Genomic DNA, 18315 nt, shown 5'->3' on the forward strand with positions numbered 1-18315 from the left:
CCGCGGGCAGTGTCGGCATGTGTCGGGGTGTATCCAGCCGCGCCTGCAGCGCCGGGGATTGCCCGGCGCTACCGATGCCACGAAGGGATCAATACCGGTAATTCACCTTCATCCACACGCTGCGGCCCGGCTCGTTGATGCGCACCGGGTCGGCCGGGAAGCCGAAGTCGGCGCTGCCGGCCAGGTTCAGGTGCTCGCTGTAGGCCCGGTCGAACAGATTGTCGACGCCCGCGCTGAGCTGCAGCTGCGAACTGAAACGGTAGGCGGCATTGAGCGCGAAGGTTGCGAAGCCGGCGCTCGGTCCGAGGTCCTGGGCGACGACATTGCCCTGGCCATCTGCGACACGGTGCTGGTGGGTCACCGCGCGCAGCAGCGCACCGGCACTCCAGCGCTGGCCTTCCCAGTTCGCACTCAGGCGCGCTTCCAGAGGCGGCATCTGCGGCAGCGGACGCTGCTGGTCGCGGTTCTCGCCCCAGGCGTAGGCCAGCGTGCCCCCCAGTTTCCACTGTTCGGCCACGCTCACTTCCAGCCCCGCCTCGGCGCCGGCAATGCGTGCGTCGACGTTGCTGGCCTGGCTCATGCCCATCATGCCGCTGCCGTGGTAGGTGAACAGGATGTAGTCCTGGATCTGCCCGGCATAGGCAGAGACCCACGCCTGCACGCGCGGCCCCTTGTACTGCAGGCCGACGTCGAGCTGGGTGGTGCGCTCGGGCTGGATGCCGGCAAACGCGTTCAGCGCGCCAGCCGGGCCATGGTCGGGCGAGAACAGCTCCCAGTAGTCGGGCATGCGCTCACTGCGACCGAGGCCGGCATACCAGGTCAGGCCATCGGCCAGATCCTGTTCGTAGCGCAGGAAGCCGCTGCCCAGCCATTCCTTGCGACGCTGGCCCGCGGTCGGATTGGGCATGTTCCCCATCATCCCGCGGATCGACTGCCGCTCGTCACGCACGCTGGCGCGATCGATGCGCAGGCCACTGATCCAGCGCTGATCGGTGCCGGCGCCCAGGGTCAGCTCGGTAAACGCGCCATAGCGACGGAAGTTGGCATCGGTCTCCCAGGCGGCCTGGCGGTAGGTGCCGCGGCCCGTGCCCATGCGACCGCGATGGCGGCTGTCCTCACCATCCACACCGGCCACCAGCTGCACGTCCTGCCAGCGCCATTCGGAACTGAGCCGGCCGCCCTGGGTGCGGCGGTCCACATTGGAGGCCATCGGCATCGGCATCATGCTGTGCGGATTCGGCGTGCGCAGCGTGTAGTTGTCCATCACGTGGTCGGCCTCGTTGTAGTACACGTTGGCCTGCACCGTGTCCCAGGCGCCGGGCAGGTTGCGTTTCTCGAAGCGCGCGGCGTAGCTGGTGCGTTCGAAGGCAGCGCCGTCCATGCCACGCCCGGCGTAGCGCGCGATCGCATCACCGGCACCGGCGGAGATCTCCAGCAGCGTGTCGGCATCCGGCGTCCAGCCGATGGCCACGTCGCCGTTCCACTTGCGCCACTTCGACGGCACCACATCACCGTGGCCATCCTTGTAATCATCGGCTTCGGAACGGTTGCCACTGGCGCGCACGTAACCGGTCGGGTTGCCCAGGGTCAGGTCCAGCACCTGGTCGTTGCGGTTGCGCGAACCGACCAGTGCACTGGCGTCGGCGCGCAGGCCCGGTTCCTCGAAGCGCGGCGTATCGCGTTCGAAACGCACGGTGCCAGCCGAGGCACCGGCGCCCCAGCGCACGCTCTGCGGCCCCTTGATGATGGTCAGCCGGTCGAAGCTTTCGGGCGAGATGTAGGACAGCGGATTGTCCATGCGCGACGGGCAGGCACCGATCAGGTTGCCGTCGTTGCTGAGGATGTTCAGGCGCGAACCGAACATGCCGCGCAGCACCGGGTCGCCGTTGGTGCCACCGTTGCGGATGGCCGAGAAGCCGGGAACGGTCTTGAGGTAATCGGCACCGTCGCTGGCCGGTACCGGCTGCCGCGGCAGGCGCGGATCGGTCACCCAGTGCAGGGGTGAAGACGGTGCGGCGGCGGTCACCACCATCGTGTCGAGGGTGCGCGCCTCGTCGGCGGGCGCGGCGTGGGCCAGTGACGCGGCCACGGCCAGGCCAAGGGCAACCGGCAGGCGCGCACAGGCGCCCGCTGGGCGGGAAGTCATTTTCATCGGAACAGCTCCAGGGTACGCACGCGCGCACGGCGCCCGGTCAGGCGTCGTGCGGCAGATTCGATAGGGACATCAGCGGACGATGGAGAGGCGCGGCGGGCCACGCGCGGCATGCGCAGGCCAGCGCGCGGCGGGCAGCACGCGTTGCGACCACGGGAACACCAGCCGCGGCCGCCACAGCAGCGGCAACAGCAGCACCAGCACCGCCAGCCACGGCAGCAGGCGCATGGCCAGCACGCAGTATTCGCAGGCTTCGCCATGCATGGCGTGCGGGTCGGCCGGGCGGCTGGGCGTTGCCGGCGCTGCGCTGTGGTGATCGTGCCCGGGCATGGCCATGTCCTGCATGCCATGGCCCATGGCGGCGTGGTCCATGCCCGCCATTGCCGCATGATCCATCGGCGGTGCCTGCAGCGCGCGGCTGACCAGTGGCGCAAGCACCATCAGCAGCGTCGCCAGGACGGCGAGCTGGAGCAGAAGGCGCTGCGGGCGGGACAGGCGGGTCACCCCGCTAGTGTAGAGCCGGGTCCAGGGATGCCCGTGCGACGAACCGTCGCAGGAGGGGGGTATCGGCAGGGCTGCGCCCTGCACCCGCAGAATCAACGTCAACGTCAACGTCAAAAGCGCGCAATCCGTGGGATGGCGGGGTGGGTCCGGTTGCGGGGGACGCCGTAAATACGTCCATGTAGGCTCGGTCGCCGCATCCATGCGGCTCACGCCCCCGCAACCGGACCCACCCCGCCTTCGACAGTTTCCCGCGATCTGCAGTAGATCCACGCCATGCGTGGATGAATCTCCATCGGAATCGAATATTTCGAATTGGAATCAAAAAGCATCCACGCATGGCGTGGATCCACCGTGTCGACCAAGGTCGACACCCACCGACAGTCGTAGAAATCTGTCAGAGGTGGGGCGGTGTCGGAGTGCGGGGTGTCAGCCGCATGGGCCCGAGGCATGCCTCGGGCGGGTTGGGCAGGACGCCCAACCCCGGTCTTGCCGTGTGCGCAGGAACGCGCGCACGAGCAAGCGGCTGCCAAGCCCCCATGGATGGGTTTACGGCGTCCCCGCACTCCGACACCGCCCCGCCATCCCACGGAATGCAAGCTTTTGCCGTTGCCGTTGCCGTTGCCGTTGCCGTTGATTCTGCGGGTGCAGGGCTGCAAGCCCTGCCGAAAACCCACCCCTCAGACCGTGATGGTCTGGGTCAGTGACTCCCAGGTCGGGGGAACCGGCCACGCCGCAGCCTGGTTGCCATCCAGCACCCGACGCAGGTCGCGCGGATCGATCTGCGGGGCCAGCACATGCACCAGCTCCAGCGCGTAATCGCGCAGCACGCGGTCGCGCGGCAGCACCGCCCACGCGATGCACTCGGTGATCGGCGCCGGGGCCGGCCACGAGCGCAGGTCTTCATCATTGGAACTGACCGCCATCTCGGCCAACAGGCCCACACCCAGCCCGGTACGCACGTAGGTCTTGATCAGATCGGCATCCAGCGCGGTCAGCGCCAGGTCCGGCACCAGGCCGTGGGCAGCAAAGGCTCGCTGCAGCGAGGAATTCGGCCGCGTCGAGGATTCGTAGCTGATCAGCGGTTGCCGGGCCAGCGCCGCCAGGTCCGGCGCGCGGCCGGCACGATCCAGCGGGTGGCCCTTGGGCACCACCACCAGACGCCGCCAGCGGAACAACGGCACGGCGATGCCATCGGTCGGTTCACCACCGGCCGTGCTGATGATGGCGATATCGGCGTCACCCTGGTTCAAGCGGTCCAGCGCGTCGGCTTCACCGGCCTGCTGCAGATGCACGCTGACCTGCGGATACGCCTGCTTGATCGCCGCCACCGCCGGCGGCAGCACGAAGCGTGCCTGGGTGTGCGTGGTGGTCAGGATCAGCTGGCCCTGGCTCTCGCGGCGCTGGTTGGCGGCATAGGTGCGGATGTTGTTGGCCTCGGCCAGCACCGCGCGGGCGCGGGCGATGACCTCGGTCCCGGCCGGGGTGACCGATTCCAGGCTGCGCCCCTTGCGCACGAACAACAGGAAGCCGAGCTCGTCCTCCAGCTGCTTGAGCTGCTTGGACAGGCCCGGCTGGGTGGCGTGCACGCGCGAGGCGGCCAGCGTGATGTTCAGCTCGGCGTCGGCGATGGCAACCAGATAGCGCAGCTGGGTCAGCGTCATGGGAGGCGGGGGCGCAAGGGGGCGGAGGTCCACTCTAGGGTCTATTGCCGTCACCAGCTTATAACCAAAGGTTGTTTAAGAAAGGCATCTGGTCATTTCCGGGCGTCATATGCCGGCGCTACGGTCAGCCGGCAGCCGCTGGCCTGAACAGCCAGCCCTCCCCCTTCGCCCGCCGAAGCCCGGCGTGGCCCCGTTTCCGGAGCGCTTCCATGGCCCTGTACGACTCCATCCTCGATACCGTCGGCAACACCCCCATCGTCAAGCTGCAGCGCCTGGCGCCACCGCAGGTCAGCCTCTACGCCAAGGTCGAGTCGTTCAACCCGGGCGGCTCGGTGAAGGACCGCCTGGCGCTGGCGATCATCCTCGATGCCGAAGCACGTGGCCTGCTCAAGCCCGGCGACACGATCGTGGAAGCGACCTCCGGCAACACCGGGGTGGCGCTGGCGATGGTCGCCGCCGCGCGCGGCTACAAGTTCGTGGCCACCATGGTCGAGACCTTCTCGGTGGAGCGCCGCAAGCTGATGCGCGCCTATGGCGCCAAGGTGATCCTGACCCCGGCCGCCGAACGTGGCAGCGGCATGGTGCGCAGGGCGCGCGAACTGGCCGAAGAGCATGGCTGGTTCCTCGCCAGCCAGTTCGCCAATCCGGCCAACCCGGCGTATCACCGCAACACCACCGCCGCCGAGATCCTGCGCGACTTCGCCGGCAAGCGGCTGGACTACTTCGTCAGCGGCTGGGGCACTGGTGGCACGCTCACCGGTGTGGGCGAAGTGCTGAAGGTCGCGCGCCCGCAGACCCGCATCATCGCCACCGAACCGGCCGGCGCCGCTCTGCTCAAGGGCGATGACTGGAAGCCGCACAAGATCCAGGGCTGGACGCCGGACTTCGTGCCCGACGTGCTCAACCGCGATGTGGTGGATGAACTGGTGTCGGTCGAAGATGACCGCGCCATCGCCACCGCGCGCCGCCTGGCCGCCGAGGAAGGCATCTTCGTCGGTATCTCTGCCGGCGCCACCGTGGCCAGCGCGCTGGATGTGGCCGCGCGTGCCGAACCGGGCTCGGTGATCCTGGCCATGCTGCCGGACACCGGTGAACGCTACTTCTCCACGCCGCTGTTTGCCGATGTGAACGAAGGGTCTGACGACGACTGGCTGGCCGGGCTGCCGTGACGCATAACGCCGGGCATGGCCCGGCGCTGCCGCCCGTCACAAACCCCACCTGCTTCAGCCTGCATGAAGGCGCCGCCCGCCATCGTGCGTGAAGGCCGTCGGATCGCAGCGCGTGAGACGGTCATGACGCAGTATCGATGCCCTGTCCCCTACCGTGGGAACAGCCGGCGCAGATGCTGCGCGGATCACCTCACAGGCAGGAGACGGACGCATGAAGATCGAAGTTTGGCAGGGCGACATCACGACCCTGGCGGTGGATGCGATCGTCAACGCGGCCAATGAAACATTGCTCGGTGGCGGCGGTGTCGACGGTGCGATCCATCGCGCCGCCGGCCCGGCACTGCTGGCCGAATGCGAACAGTTGCCGGAGCTTCGCCCGGGCGTGCGTTGCCCGACCGGCGAAGTGCGCGCCACCGGCGCCCACGCATTGCCGGCGCGGCATGTGCTGCACACGGTGGGACCGGTCTGGCACGACGGCCAGCGTGACGAACCGGCGCTGCTGGCCAACTGCTACTGGAAGTCGTTGCAGCTGGCGGAATCCCTGGGCGTGCAGTCGATCGCGTTCCCGGCAATCAGCTGCGGCGTGTACGGCTATCCGCTGTACCAGGCCGCGCAGATTGCGGTGACCGAAACGCTGGCGTGGCAGCGCAGCCATGCACAGCCGATGCGCATCGTGCTGGTTGCGTTCAACACCGCCACGGCCAAGGCCTACCAGCAGGCACTGGCGGCAGCCGGGCAGAGCATGGAGAACGAGTCGCGCAGCCCGCTGCTGCCGCCGCTGGGCGATACAGGCTTCGCTGCCGCACATTGAGCCGCACTATTCCGCGGAAAGGAAAAGGCCGGGCATTGCCCGGCCTTTTCCGTTGCATCGTCGATGTCATCCACACAGGGGTTGGATCTGCCTCAGCGGCTCGCCGCTTCCACTGCAGCGTCATCGTCGGCGACGGCCGCCGCGTCGGCAGCGGCACGTGCCGCCGAGGCAGCGGCGCCCTCGGCGCTTGCGCCATCCACCTGCACGCGCACTTCCACCAGGCCGGCACCGTTGTTCAGGCTGGTCACGTCAACGGTGTAGTGGCCGGCCGGCAGCGTTTCCTGCAGACGCGCGTTGGTGCCATTGCCACCATCGTCGTCGGACAGTTCGACATTGGCGCCAACCACGCGCAGCACGGTGTCGACCTGGCTGGAGATCGCATCCAGGCGCACGTCGGCCGCACGGTCCAGGGTCAGCAGGAAGCGGCGGCGACCTTCGTTGTCGAGCATGGTGTACGCGCTGCCCGAGGTCGGCAGTGGCGTGCCATCGCGCTCGACCAGATTGCCCGGCAGTTCGATGCGGGTGGCCGACAGGGTAAACATGCCATTGACGCCATCACCAAGGCCGCGCGCGCTCAGGGTGTACTTGCCCGGCTTCAGCGACAGGCTCAGGCGCGAGTTGGTGCTGTCGCCGCCATCGTCGTTCTCGGCATCCACGCCCTGGCCGGACACCTTCAGCACCGGATCGAAGACATCCGACACCAGCCGGATCTCGTACAGGCCTTCCTTCTCCACCTGCAGGGTGTAGTCCTGCGCGTCGCCATCCAGCATGTCGACGATTTCGCCACTACCCACCAGCGGCTTGCCGTCATACGGCTTCAGCTTCTCGGCACGCAGGCGGTACGGACCGAAAGCGGACGGGCCATCGGCATTGACCGCCACCTGGTAGGTGCCGCCACCGTTGGCGCGGAATGCCAGCGAGACGTCGCCTTCGCGCTCGTAGACGGTAGTGCTGGTGGATACCAGGCTGCCGTTGTTGAACACGGCGATCGAACCGCTGAGCCTGCCGGTCAGCTTCAGGCCGACCAGGTCCTTGTCGTCCAGCTTGATCTGGTAAAGCTGGTGATGGCTGCCGTCGTTGAAATTGATGCCGCTGCGCGTGGTGATCTCGCCGGACACCGGCTTGTCGAATTCGAGCGGTGCGGCCTTGCCCGCATCCATGCCCGCACCGATGCGGTTGCAACCGCCGGCGACCAGGACCGCGGCAACGGTCAGTGTAAGTGCTGCCAGACGCATGTTGTTTCTCCTTGGCCTTCCATGTAATGCCCACGCACCGGCCGGGTACGCGGGGGCGGAAAAGATACCCGCAAAAGCAAACGCCGGCGTGATGCCGGCGCTGCCTTTTCATCCAGCGATGGAACCGATCAGCCGTTCCACTTGCCCAGCGCGGCCAGGCCGTTGTCCTTGGCGCGCTCGTACACGGTCTTCTGGGCAGCGGCGTAGTTGCCCTTCATGTCCTTGGCCCACAGCTTCAGTGCAGCCTGCTGCATGGCGCGGCCGTAGGAGAAGCTCAGCGGCCACGGCAGGTTGCCCAGCTGGTTCATCGCGTTCAGGTGCTCGGTGGACTGCTCGTCGCTCTGGCCACCGGACAGGAACACCACGCCCGGCAGGATCGCCGGCACGGTGCTCTTCAGGCACATCACGGTCGACTCGGCCACTTCCTCGACGTCGGCCTGCTCGTCGCAGCCCTTGCCCGAGATGACCATCGATGCCTTCAGGATGGTGCCTTCCAGCAGCACGTTCTGCTGGTACAGCGCATCGAACAGCGAACGCAGGGTGGCTTCAGTGACTTCGTAGCAGGTCTCGATGTCGTGGTCGCCGTCCATGATCACTTCCGGCTCGACCATCGGCACCAGGCCGCATTCCTGGCACAGGGCGGCATAACGGGCCAGCGCGTGGGCGTTGGACTCGATGCAGGTGCCCGACGGGATGCTCTCACCGATGTTGATGACCGCACGCCACTTGGCGAAGCGCGCACCCAGCTTGTAGTACTCCTGCAGGCGCTCGCGCAGGCCGTCCAGGCCTTCGGTCACCAGCTCGCCCGGGCAGCCGGCCAGCGGGTGCGCACCCTTGTCCACCTTGATGCCCGGAATCATGCCGTGGTCGGCCATGTACTTGGCGAACGGCACGCCGTCCTTGGTCGACTGGCGGATGGTTTCGTCGTACAGGATGGCGCCGGAAATGTGCTCGTTGAGCTTCGGCGTGGTCAGCAGCAGTTCGCGGTAGGCGCGACGGTTCTCCTCGGTGTTCTCGATACCGACACCAGCGAAACGCTTGGCGATGGTAGCGGTGGATTCGTCGATCGCGATGATGCCCTTGCCCGGGGCAACCATGGCCTGGGCGGTTTCAGCCAGCTGTTCGATGCTCATGTACTTCCTGTGGCGGGTGCGGGAAAAACGTAAGTATAGCCCCGCCACTGGTTGCCCCGACGTGCAGGCCAGGCTGGAAACGATTCCAATGTCCGCGCAGGACAGGCGTTGACCTGCCACGACCGGGCCAGAGCCACGTTGACGTCCGGCCCCGGGGGCCGGACCCGCGCAGGGTTCCGGCCCGATGCGGTGCGTCTCTTACAGATCGCCCAGGCCGCTGGCGCGGCCGTCTTCGCCCACTTCCAGCAGGCGCAGGGTGTTGGTCGCACCCAGGGTTTCCATGTGCTCGCCACTGGTGAACACCACGCGGTCACCGGCCTGCAGCAGTTCCGATTCCACCAGCAGGCGGATGCTGCCGCGTGCGGCTTCGCGCGGGGTCAGGCCGCGGCTGTCGAAATTGATCGGATAGACATCGCGCATCAGCGCCATCTGGCGACGGGCACCGTCGTGGCGGGTGACCGCGAACACCGGCGCCTTGGCGCGGAAACGCGACAGGTAGCGTGCGGTACCGCCGGATTCGGTCATCGCCACGATCGCGCGCACGCCCACGTGCTGCGACAGGAACATGGTGGCCATGGCGATGGCCTGGTCGGCACGCTCCAGGTTGCGCGGCGAGGCGTTGAAGTCGGTCTCGGTCTGGAATTGGCGCTCGGCGCCCAGGCAGATGCGTGCCATCGCTTCCACGGCCTTGACCGGATAGGCACCGGCGGCGGTTTCGGCCGAGAGCATCACCGCATCGGTACCGTCGATGACCGAGTTGGCCACGTCCAGCACTTCGGCGCGGGTCGGGATCGGGCTTTCCACCATCGACTGCAGCATCTGCGTGGCGGTGATCACCACCTTGTTCTGCGCCAGCGAGGCCTTGATGATCTTCTTCTGCAGGCCGGGCAGTTCGGCGTCGCCGATCTCCACGCCCAGATCGCCACGCGCCACCATCACCACGTCGCTGGCTTCGACGATCTCTTCCAGGTTCTCGATGGCTTCGGTGCGCTCGATCTTGGAGACCAGCGCGGCATAGCAGCCGTGCGATTCGGCAATCTCACGTGCATCATTCATGTCCTGCGCATTGCGGCAGAACGACACGGCGATGAAGTCCACGCCGATCTTGGCAACGATGCCGATCAGTTCCTTGTCGCGCTCGGTCAGCGCACCCAGCGACAGCCCGCCGCCCTGCTTGTTCAGGCCCTTGCGGTCGGACAGCGCGCCATCGTTGAGCACGGTGTTGATGATGCGCTCGCCCTGCACCTCCACCACCTGCAACTGCATCAGGCCATCATCGAGCAGCAGCACGTCGCCCGGACCCACGTCCTGCGGCAGGCCCAGGTAGCTGACGCCGACCTGGCTGGCACTGCCGGGGCCGGCGTTCTCGCTGGCGATCAGGTCGAAGCGGTCGCCCGCCTTCAGCTGCACCTTGCCTTCGGCGAAGCGTTCGATGCGGATCTTCGGGCCCGGCAGATCGGCCAGGATGCCCACTTCCACGCCGACGCGGGCCGCAGCGGCGCGCACTTCGGCGGCACGCTTGGCCTGGCCGGACGGATCGCCGTGGCTGAAGTTGAGGCGCACCACGTTGACGCCGGCGCGGAACAGATCCTCCAGCACGCCCGGCGGATCAGTGGCCGGGCCGAGGGTGGCAAGGATCTTGGTGCGACGCTGACGCTCGAACATGGTGAAGGGGCCTCTCCCGATAAAGAACGGAAATTAGCACATCCTTCACGCCGCATGTATACGGTTACAGCCTTGTGCTGCCTGACTTCGCGGGTCATGGAACGGACATGGTCCGGACATACGCTGGCGCAGGGCGTTCTGTAGAGCCGAGCCCGTGCCCGGCTCTACAGGGAGCTAGGCCAGCAGGGTTTCCAGCTGTGCCGGCTCATGGGCCAACTGGCCGGCGCCGGCGTCGGTGAGTTCCGCTTCGCCGCCGAAGCCCCACAGTACACCGACACTGCGCAGGCCGTGGTGACGCGCGCCTTCGATGTCCATGCGGCGGTCGCCGATCATCCAGCACTGTGCGGGCTGCACCTGCAGCCGGCGCAGCGCCTCGCCGACCAGTTCCGGCTTGTGGCTGCGCGAGCCGTCCAGGGTCGAACCGATGATCTCCTCGAACAGCCCGCCGAACGGCAGGTGGGCAAGGATGCGGCGCGCATGCGGTTCGTTCTTGGCGGTGACCACCGCCAGGCGGTGGCCGCGACCATGCAGCGTGCGCAGGGTGTCTTCCACCTGCGGGTACACCGTGTGCTCGCGCCAGCCCTCGGCGTCGAAGCGCTCACGGTAGTAGCCCACCGCCTGTTCCACCCGCGCCGGTTCAACGAACAACGGCGCGAAGGTGGTGCGCAGCGACGGACCGATCCAGCCCAGCAGTGTCTCCTGCGGCGGTACCGGATGGTCCATCTTCTGCAGCGCGTAGGCGATGCAGGCGGTGATACCCACCTGCGAATCGATCAGCGTGCCGTCCAGGTCGAAGAACAGGACATCCTTGCGCGGGTCGACGCTCATGCGCCGCGCGCGTCGAGTGCGGCAACCGCCGGCAGCGTCTTGCCTTCCAGGAACTCCAGGAAGGCACCACCGCCGGTGGAGATGTAGCTGACATCGCCAGCGATATCGAACTTGTCGACGGCGGCCAGGGTGTCACCACCGCCGGCGATGGAGAACGCCTTCGAGCTGGCGATGGCGCGGGCCAGCGCTTCGGTGCCCTTGCTGAAGGCCTCGAACTCGAACACACCGACCGGGCCGTTCCAGACCACGGTGCCGGCCTTTTCGATCAGCTGCGCGTACTGCGCCGCGGTCTGCGGGCCGATATCCAGGATCAGATCGTCCTCGGCCACGGCGTCGACCGCCTTCACTTCAGCCACGGCATCGGGCAGGAACTGCTTGGCGGTGACCACGTCGACCGGCAGCGGAATGTCGGCGCCACGCGCCTTGGCATCGGCCACGATCTTCTTCGCGGTGTCCAGCAGGTCCGGTTCGTACAGCGACTTGCCGACGTTGTAGCCGGCGGCGGCGATGAAGGTGTTGGCGATGCCACCACCGACGATCAGCTGATCGACCTTGCCGACCAGGTTGGCCAGCAGTTCCAGCTTGGTGCTGACCTTGCTGCCGGCGACGATCGCCAGCAGCGGCTTGGCCGGAGCATCCAGCGCCTTTGCCAGCGCGTCCAGTTCGGCCATCAGCAACGGGCCACCGGCGGCGACCGGAGCGAAGCGGATCACGCCATGGGTCGAGGCTTGGGCGCGGTGCGCGGTGCCGAACGCATCCATCACGAACACGTCGCACAGCGCGGCGTACTTCTTCGACAGGGCCTCGTCATCCTTGCCCTCGCCCACGTTCATACGGCAGTTTTCCAGCAGCACCAGCTGGCCCGGCTGCACGTCGACACCATCGACCCAGTCGCGCACCAGCGGCACTTCGCGGCCGAGCAGCTCGGACAGGCGTGCGGCGACCGGCGCCAGCGAATCGGCCTCGCTCCACACGCCTTCCTTCGGGCGCCCCAGGTGCGAGGTGACCATCACCGCCGCGCCCTGCTCCAGCGCGCGCTTGAGCGTCGGCAGCGAAGCGGTGATGCGCTGTTCGGAGGTGATGCGGCCATTCTCGATCGGCACGTTCAGATCCTGGCGGATCAGCACGCGCTTGCCGGAGAGGTCGAGGTCGGTCATGCGGACGATGGACATGGGCAACTCTTTGGCTCGGGGACGGGGTGCCGGTGTACGGCAGACGGCCATTGTATCGGGTGCGGGTGGTGGGAGGGCCGATGCCTGCGGCAGGCAGAGGCGCAGGGCAACAGCAACAGCCAGAGCGCTGGCGCCTTGTAACGCTGTGGGTGGGCCGGGGCGGTGTGGGCTGGCAGGGGACGCCGTAAACCCGTCCCTGGGGGCTTGGCAGCCGCATCCATGCGGCTGACACCCCTGCCAGCCCACACCGCCCCGGCCTCGACAGGTTCATGAGGCAGAGCGGATGGCAAAGGCAGAAGCAGGAACGATTTCTGGTGTCGGGAAAAAAATGGAGAGCCGAGCATGGGCTCGGCTCTACAAGGAGCGCGCAGCCAAGCTGCTTTTGCTTTTGCTCTTCTTTTTTCTCTTCCGTGGGTGGACGCACCCGGAAACTGTCAGAGGCCGGGCGGGTGGGCTGGGAAGGGGTATCCGCGCCATGGATGGCGCGGCTAAGCCCCCAGGGACGGGTTCACGGCGTCCCCTGCCCAGCCCACCCGCCCGGCCAAGCGCAGCTTTGCAGTCGAGCAAGCTCGACTCTACCGACGCTACGGCCACCCACGAGGGGCTGCGCCGTTCGCCGGCAACTACGCCGAAGGCGCTGGCTTCTGCCGAAGCAGGCTGACCGCCAGCCCACCCACCACCAACACACCCAGCCCCAGCAACGCCCACAGCAACCACGATTTCCAATCGTGCTGCGGCTTCAGTGCCGCATCACCGGCCAGCGGCTCCGGGCTGCCCTCCAGCCGCGCCAGCGTCGGCTGCCATGACGGATCATTGCGCTGACGCAGTTCCTCGATCAGCACACCGATCGGCGCCTCCATCCGGCGCGCGGTCGAACTGCCGACGGCCAGGGCATACGGCGCCGCGCCCTGGCTCAGGAACACCAGCACCTCCGGCTGGTAGCCCAGGCGCAGCGTAGGCGCGGTAGCTGTTTCGGCAGGATTCGCGACCAGCTTCCAGTAGCGGTCGCGATGCACGCCCCCCAGCGACTGGGCCGCCGACTGCTGGCGTTGGCCCTGCGTGCCCTGCTGCAGCTGGTAAGCGATCCACGGCGCACTGCGACGCTGCCACTCCGCGCTTTCATCGTCGCGGCTGAACAACGTCCACTGCACCAGGCTGTTGTCGGCGCTGGCCACGTCCGCACGCGCGACCGGGAAGCGCCCGTCCAGTTCGAAGGTGTATTCGCCCTTGCCCTTCGAGACCGGCTCCAGCGACAGCCATTCCCACGGCAGCGTGGCCGGGGCAGGCGGCAGTTCAGCCAGCACGCTGTGCAGGGTCGGCAGGCGTGCATCGCCCTGTGCGAGCACGCGCAGGTAGCGTGCCTCACCGTCCACCTGCAGGCGGCGCTGCAGCAGGCGCTTGCCGGCGCGCTGCAGGTCCACCAGCGGAATGTCGCGCCCGACCGCACGCCAGTGCTGCAGATCATCGCTGGCATCCAGCTGCACCTGCGCCTGCAAGGGCTGGCCACTATCGGCCCAGTCCAGCACCAGCGCCGCCACCGGCTGCTGGCCGAGCACGCTGGCGTCGATCAGCCAACCGCCCTGCCCGTTCGTCACCGCACCGCCCCCGACGCGCGCCTCGACCCGGCGTACGCGGCCATCGGTATCGCGTTCGGTCAGCAGCTGCAGATCGTTGCGCTGTGCTTCGGCCAACGGCGGCAGTGCGAACCACGGCAGCTCCCGCTGCACCGGCGGCTGTGCCAGCGGCTGATCCGGCGCCAGCAGCGCCGAGGGCAACGATTGCCCCGCCGCATTGAACACCTGCAGATCGCCCAGGTCGGCAGCGCCGGCACGGCGATAGATCGCCGGTTCCAGGACCACCCTGTATGCACCGGACTGTGCGCTGGACAGCGTCAGCGGCCACTGTTCGGCGTACTGGCTGCGGTAATCGGCAGCCTGCGCCACGACGGCAGCCAGCATGCCGAACATCACCGGCAGCAGCGCCCTGCTCCACTTCCTCATTGTTTTTCCTCCACGGACGGCGCCGCGCTCGGCGGAGCCGGTGCCAGATAGCCCACGACCGTGCACAGCAGGCCGTAGGCGATGAACGATGCGATGCCCAGCAGGTTGCCCAGGTGCTGGCGATCGACGATGACCAGCTTGGCCAGCACCACCCCCATCAGCACGGCGCCCACCATCCACAACACGCGCTGGCCGCGGCGCGAACCCCAGACCCAGGCGATCACGCCGAGCACGCTCCACAACACGGTCAGGCTGGTCTGCGCCAGGCTGAAGCGCATCATCGACGCGTCCCACGACAGGCCGCCCCACTGATGCACGCCATGCAGCACCACGCTGGTCAGCGCAACGAAGATGGCCAGTGACAGCAACGGCATGCGGATGTTCAGCAGTGCCTGCGGCGCCTGATCGCTGTACAGCCATCGCGCCAGCAGCAGCAGGCTCAGCCACTGCGCAAGCTCGGCCGGATTCAGCACCGGCAGCCACAGCAGCGGGGCAGCGTCGCCCGGCAACAGCTGGCCCAGCAGCCAGCCGATCGAGAGCAGGCCGAACAGCACGCATTGCAGCGGCGTGCGTACGCGGTCGAACGCTTCGCCCAGCGGCCAGCGCAGCATGTTCCAGCGCCACAACGACAGCGCTGCCATCAGCAGCCACGGCAGCGTGACCAGCAGGGTCGTCCAGCCCTGTGCCAGACCCGCTTCGCCACCGCCCCACAGGGCCAGCAGCGAGAGCAGCGATGGCCACAGCAGCCACCACAGGAACTGCGCGATGCGTGCCACGGTGTTGCCACCCTGGCGCAGGCACAGCAACGTGCGCACGCCCAGCACCGCGAACAACGCCCAGGCCAGCGCGCCATAGCCGGCGAACGGCTGGTGGTGGGCATCGCTCTGCAACAGGGCCAGCGGGAAGCCCAACGCCAGCATCGCCAGTGCCGTCACGCCCAGCGCACGGGCCGGCTGGCGGCGCTGTGCTTCGGCGGCCAGCCATGCCGTGACCGCCACCAGCACCAGCAGCGCATCCACTTCGGTGCGGTACGGGAAGAAGCGGGTGATCTCATGCACCAGGCCACCCAGCCACCACAACAGGCCCCACAGGTAGTAGACCAGCGCGATCTCGTGGCGCGACCGGCGCTGGTAGCTCCAGGCCGACGCAAAGCCGGCCACGGCCAGCAGCAACGCGCCGATGGCGGTGGGATTGATCAGGAAGCGCAGGTCCTCGTGCCAATGATCGCCGCCGGCCACGAAGGCGAATGCAGCGCCGATCTGCAACAGCGCACCGGACACCTGTGGCAACCATCGCTTCTGGCGCAGCCCCAGCCATGCCAGGCCCGCACCTTCCAGCGCGAATACCGCGCCGGTGGCGCGCGCCGACAGCGCCAGCGGCACCGCCAGCGTGGCAAAGCCCACTGCCAGCACCGCATGCGACTGCGCCAGCACGGTGTACGACGCCCGCCTGATCAGCGCCCACGCCAGCACCGCATAGATCGCGGCCAGGCCCAGCGCGCACAGCGCCAGCGTCATCGGCTGCTCGTGCAACATGCCCGCCTGCAGCGAGAATGCGACCAGCGGCGTGCCGAACACCAGGCTGCCATCGACCAGGTCACGCCGCCCGGCCGGCTGGCGACGCGCGTACAGCAGCGGGATCAGCAGGTAGAACGCGAAGAACAGCAGCAGGAACGGTTCGGTGCTGCTGAACTTGTCCGGCGCGTACTGCAGCACGCCCCAGAACGTACCGATGCCGAACGTGAAGGCGAAGCCCAGCAGGTTCAGCGCGCGCCACGGGCGGAACCAGGCAATGGCGAAGATGCCCGCGTTGAGCACCGCGTAGTAGCTGAACAGGCCCACGTGGTTGCCACTGCCAGTGGACAGCCATAGCGGCGCCATGAAGCCGGCGAGGATGCCCAGCACCGCCAGCGTGCGCGAATTCTGTACCACCGCCAGCACGCACAGCCCGGCCACCAGCGCGATCGAGCTGGCGAAGGCGAAGCCCGGCGGAATCAGCTCGAAGCGCTTGAACGCCGCGAAGATGGTCAGCAGCAGCACGCCGATGGCGCCGCCCTGCAGGGCCAGCGCGAACATCCGCCGGCGCTCGCGCTGGTGCCAGCCGAACGCCAGCAGGCCCAACGCGCCGACGGTGACGCCGGCCAGGCGCAGCTCGATCGGCAGCACCAACCAGCCCTGGTCGCTGACGTACTTCAGCAGTGCGGCGACACCGGCCAGCAGCACCAGCATGCCGATCTTGACCGGTACGTTGCCTTCGGTGAACCAGCGTTTGACCGCACCGATGCCGCGCTCGATGAAATTCGGCAGCGCAGGTTCCGGCGGCAACGGCGGCTGCACCGGCACCGGCGGTACCGGCGGCGGCGCAGCAGGACGGGGGACAGGCGCCTCGATGGGCGCAGCCTCTCGCACCGGCGGTTGTGGGGGTTGCGGTGCAGCCGCAGCGACCGGCCGCAGGAACGGTGGATCGGCACTGGCCGCGGGCGTGACCACCGGCCGTTCAGGCGCGGGCGTGGCGACGGCCGGCCTGGCAGCAGCAGGCGTGGCGGCCATCGCGCTTTCCAGCGCGGCGACACGACGGCGCAGGCCGGCAATCATCACCAGTGCCACTACCAGCAGCAGCGGGATGGCCAGCAGGACCAGTACGACCAGGGCTATCAGTGCTTCCATTGCGTGCTTCCATTGCGATCCCGCGCCCCAGCGGCAGCGGTCGACCGCCCCATGCTACGACAGGGCTGGCCCCATAAACGACGAACCCCGGCCAGGCCGGGGTCCGTCTTCGATCTACACCGGCCTTACTTGGCGGCGATGACCTTGGCCATTTCCAGGCACTTGTTCGAGTAGCCCCACTCGTTGTCGTACCAGGTCACCAGCTTGACGAAGGTGCCGTCCAGGGCGATGCCGGCATCGGCGTCGAACACCGAGGTGCAGGTTTCGCCGCGGAAATCGGTGGCCACCACCTTGTCTTCGGTGTAGCCCAGGATGCCCTTCAGCGGGCCTTCGCTCTGTGCCTTCACTTCAGCGCAGATCTCGGCGTAGGTGGCTTCCTTTTCCAATTCGACGGTCAGGTCGACCACCGACACGTCCGAGGTCGGCACGCGGAAGCTCATGCCGGTCAGCTTCTTGTTCAGTTCCGGGATGACCACGCCGACGGCCTTGGCCGCACCGGTGGACGACGGAATGATGTTTTCCAGGATGCCACGGCCGCCGCGCCAGTCCTTGTTGGACGGGCCATCGACGGTCTTCTGGGTGGCGGTGGCCGCATGCACGGTGGTCATCAGGCCGCGCTTGATGCCCCACTTGTCGTTGATGACCTTGGCCAGCGGGGCCAGGCAGTTGGTGGTGCACGAGGCGTTGGAAATGATCGCCTGGCCGGCGTAGGTCTTGTCGTTTACGCCGTACACGAACATCGGCGTGTCGTCCTTCGACGGGGCCGACATGATCACCTTCTTGGCACCCGCATCGATGTGCTTCTGCGCGGTTTCCTTGGTCAGGAACAGGCCGGTGGCTTCCAGCACCACGTCGGCGCCGACTTCGTCCCACTTCAGGTTGGCCGGGTCGCGTTCCTGGGTCAGGCGGATCTTCTTGCCGTTGACCAGCAGGTCGTTGCCCTGCACCGACACCTCGGCCTTGAAGCGGCCGTGCACGGAGTCGTACTTGAGCATGTACGCCAGATAGTCCGGCTCCAGCAGATCGTTGATGGCCACGATTTCGATGTCGTCGCCGAAGTTCAGCACCGCCGAGCGCAGGACGTTGCGCCCGATGCGACCGAAACCGTTGATACCAACCTTGATTGCCATGTTCTCAAGCTCCTGCGGCCGCGACAGGTGCGGCGGGATGGATAGGGCCCACAAGTCTAGCAAACCGGGGCTGGCCACCGTGGGCCAACGCCCCCGGGACAGGGCCGGCGGACAGGATTTGATCCGGATCAAAGCGTTAGCGCGGCGTGAGGCCGACACTGGGCCCATCCACCCAGCAACGAGATCCCC

At 67.5% G+C, this 18315-nt stretch carries 13 protein-coding genes; 2 read left to right on the plus strand and 11 right to left on the minus strand.

Annotated features, from left to right (window positions below; genetic code table 11):
* Positions 1-88 precede the first annotated feature (88 nt).
* From N440_RS13930 to N440_RS13945, 3 genes are all read right to left on the minus strand, one after another.
* Positions 89-2152, minus strand: coding sequence for a TonB-dependent copper receptor (locus N440_RS13930; RefSeq protein WP_133935432.1), 2064 nt, complete (start codon positions 2150-2152; stop codon positions 89-91).
* Positions 2153-2224: 72 nt separating this feature from the next.
* Entirely contained in the window at positions 2225-2656 is a 432-nt protein-coding gene (locus N440_RS13935) for a DUF2946 family protein (RefSeq protein ID WP_133935433.1), read from the minus strand.
* Between the two features lie 677 nt (positions 2657-3333).
* Positions 3334-4317 carry a LysR family transcriptional regulator gene (locus N440_RS13945; RefSeq protein ID WP_006465618.1) on the minus strand — a complete coding sequence of 328 codons (984 nt, stop codon included), beginning with the start codon at positions 4315-4317 and terminating at the stop codon, positions 3334-3336.
* Positions 4318-4526: 209 nt separating this feature from the next.
* On the opposite strand from N440_RS13945, the gene cysK reads away from it, so the two are divergent.
* Positions 4527-5486, plus strand: a complete 960-nt coding sequence (cysK, locus tag N440_RS13950) for a cysteine synthase A (RefSeq protein WP_008266373.1) — start codon at positions 4527-4529, stop codon at positions 5484-5486.
* A gap of 211 nt (positions 5487-5697) precedes the next feature.
* A complete protein-coding gene (locus N440_RS13955; protein ID WP_133935434.1) occupies positions 5698-6297 on the plus strand; it encodes an O-acetyl-ADP-ribose deacetylase in 600 nt (199 codons plus the stop codon).
* 92 nt (positions 6298-6389) lie between these two features.
* Here N440_RS13955 and N440_RS13960 read toward each other — a convergent pair whose 3' ends face one another.
* The 8 genes from N440_RS13960 to gap form a co-directional block, all read right to left on the minus strand.
* Positions 6390-7532 (minus strand): ABC transporter substrate-binding protein, encoded by a 1143-nt coding sequence (locus N440_RS13960; protein ID WP_133935435.1) that lies wholly within the window; start codon positions 7530-7532, stop codon positions 6390-6392.
* Positions 7533-7660: 128 nt separating this feature from the next.
* The gene (locus N440_RS13965; RefSeq protein ID WP_006465625.1) at positions 7661-8665 is read right to left on the minus strand and encodes a class I fructose-bisphosphate aldolase; all 1005 of its coding nucleotides are present in this window, start codon (positions 8663-8665) and stop codon (positions 7661-7663) included.
* Between the two features lie 198 nt (positions 8666-8863).
* Positions 8864-10330 (minus strand): pyruvate kinase, encoded by a 1467-nt coding sequence (pyk, locus tag N440_RS13970; RefSeq protein ID WP_008265283.1) that lies wholly within the window; start codon positions 10328-10330, stop codon positions 8864-8866.
* A 174-nt stretch (positions 10331-10504) separates the two neighbouring features.
* Entirely contained in the window at positions 10505-11158 is a 654-nt protein-coding gene (locus tag N440_RS13975) for an HAD hydrolase-like protein (RefSeq protein WP_133935436.1), read from the minus strand.
* The gene (locus tag N440_RS13980; protein ID WP_053450652.1) at positions 11155-12330 is read right to left on the minus strand and encodes a phosphoglycerate kinase; all 1176 of its coding nucleotides are present in this window, start codon (positions 12328-12330) and stop codon (positions 11155-11157) included. The genes N440_RS13975 and N440_RS13980 overlap by 4 nt, the downstream gene beginning before the upstream one ends.
* Before the next feature lie 623 nt (positions 12331-12953).
* The gene (locus N440_RS13985; RefSeq protein ID WP_133935437.1) at positions 12954-14330 is read right to left on the minus strand and encodes a DUF3999 domain-containing protein; all 1377 of its coding nucleotides are present in this window, start codon (positions 14328-14330) and stop codon (positions 12954-12956) included.
* Complete coding sequence (locus N440_RS13990) at positions 14327-16996, minus strand: DUF2339 domain-containing protein (protein ID WP_133935438.1); 2670 nt, start codon at positions 16994-16996, stop codon at positions 14327-14329. The genes N440_RS13985 and N440_RS13990 overlap by 4 nt, the downstream gene beginning before the upstream one ends.
* A gap of 125 nt (positions 16997-17121) precedes the next feature.
* Positions 17122-18126, minus strand: a complete 1005-nt coding sequence (gene gap, locus N440_RS13995; protein WP_006465708.1) for a type I glyceraldehyde-3-phosphate dehydrogenase — start codon at positions 18124-18126, stop codon at positions 17122-17124.
* Positions 18127-18315 lie beyond the last annotated feature (189 nt).

The sequence above is a fragment of the Stenotrophomonas sp. CC22-02 genome (assembly GCF_004365115.1).
GTDB lineage: Bacteria > Pseudomonadota > Gammaproteobacteria > Xanthomonadales > Xanthomonadaceae > Stenotrophomonas > Stenotrophomonas forensis.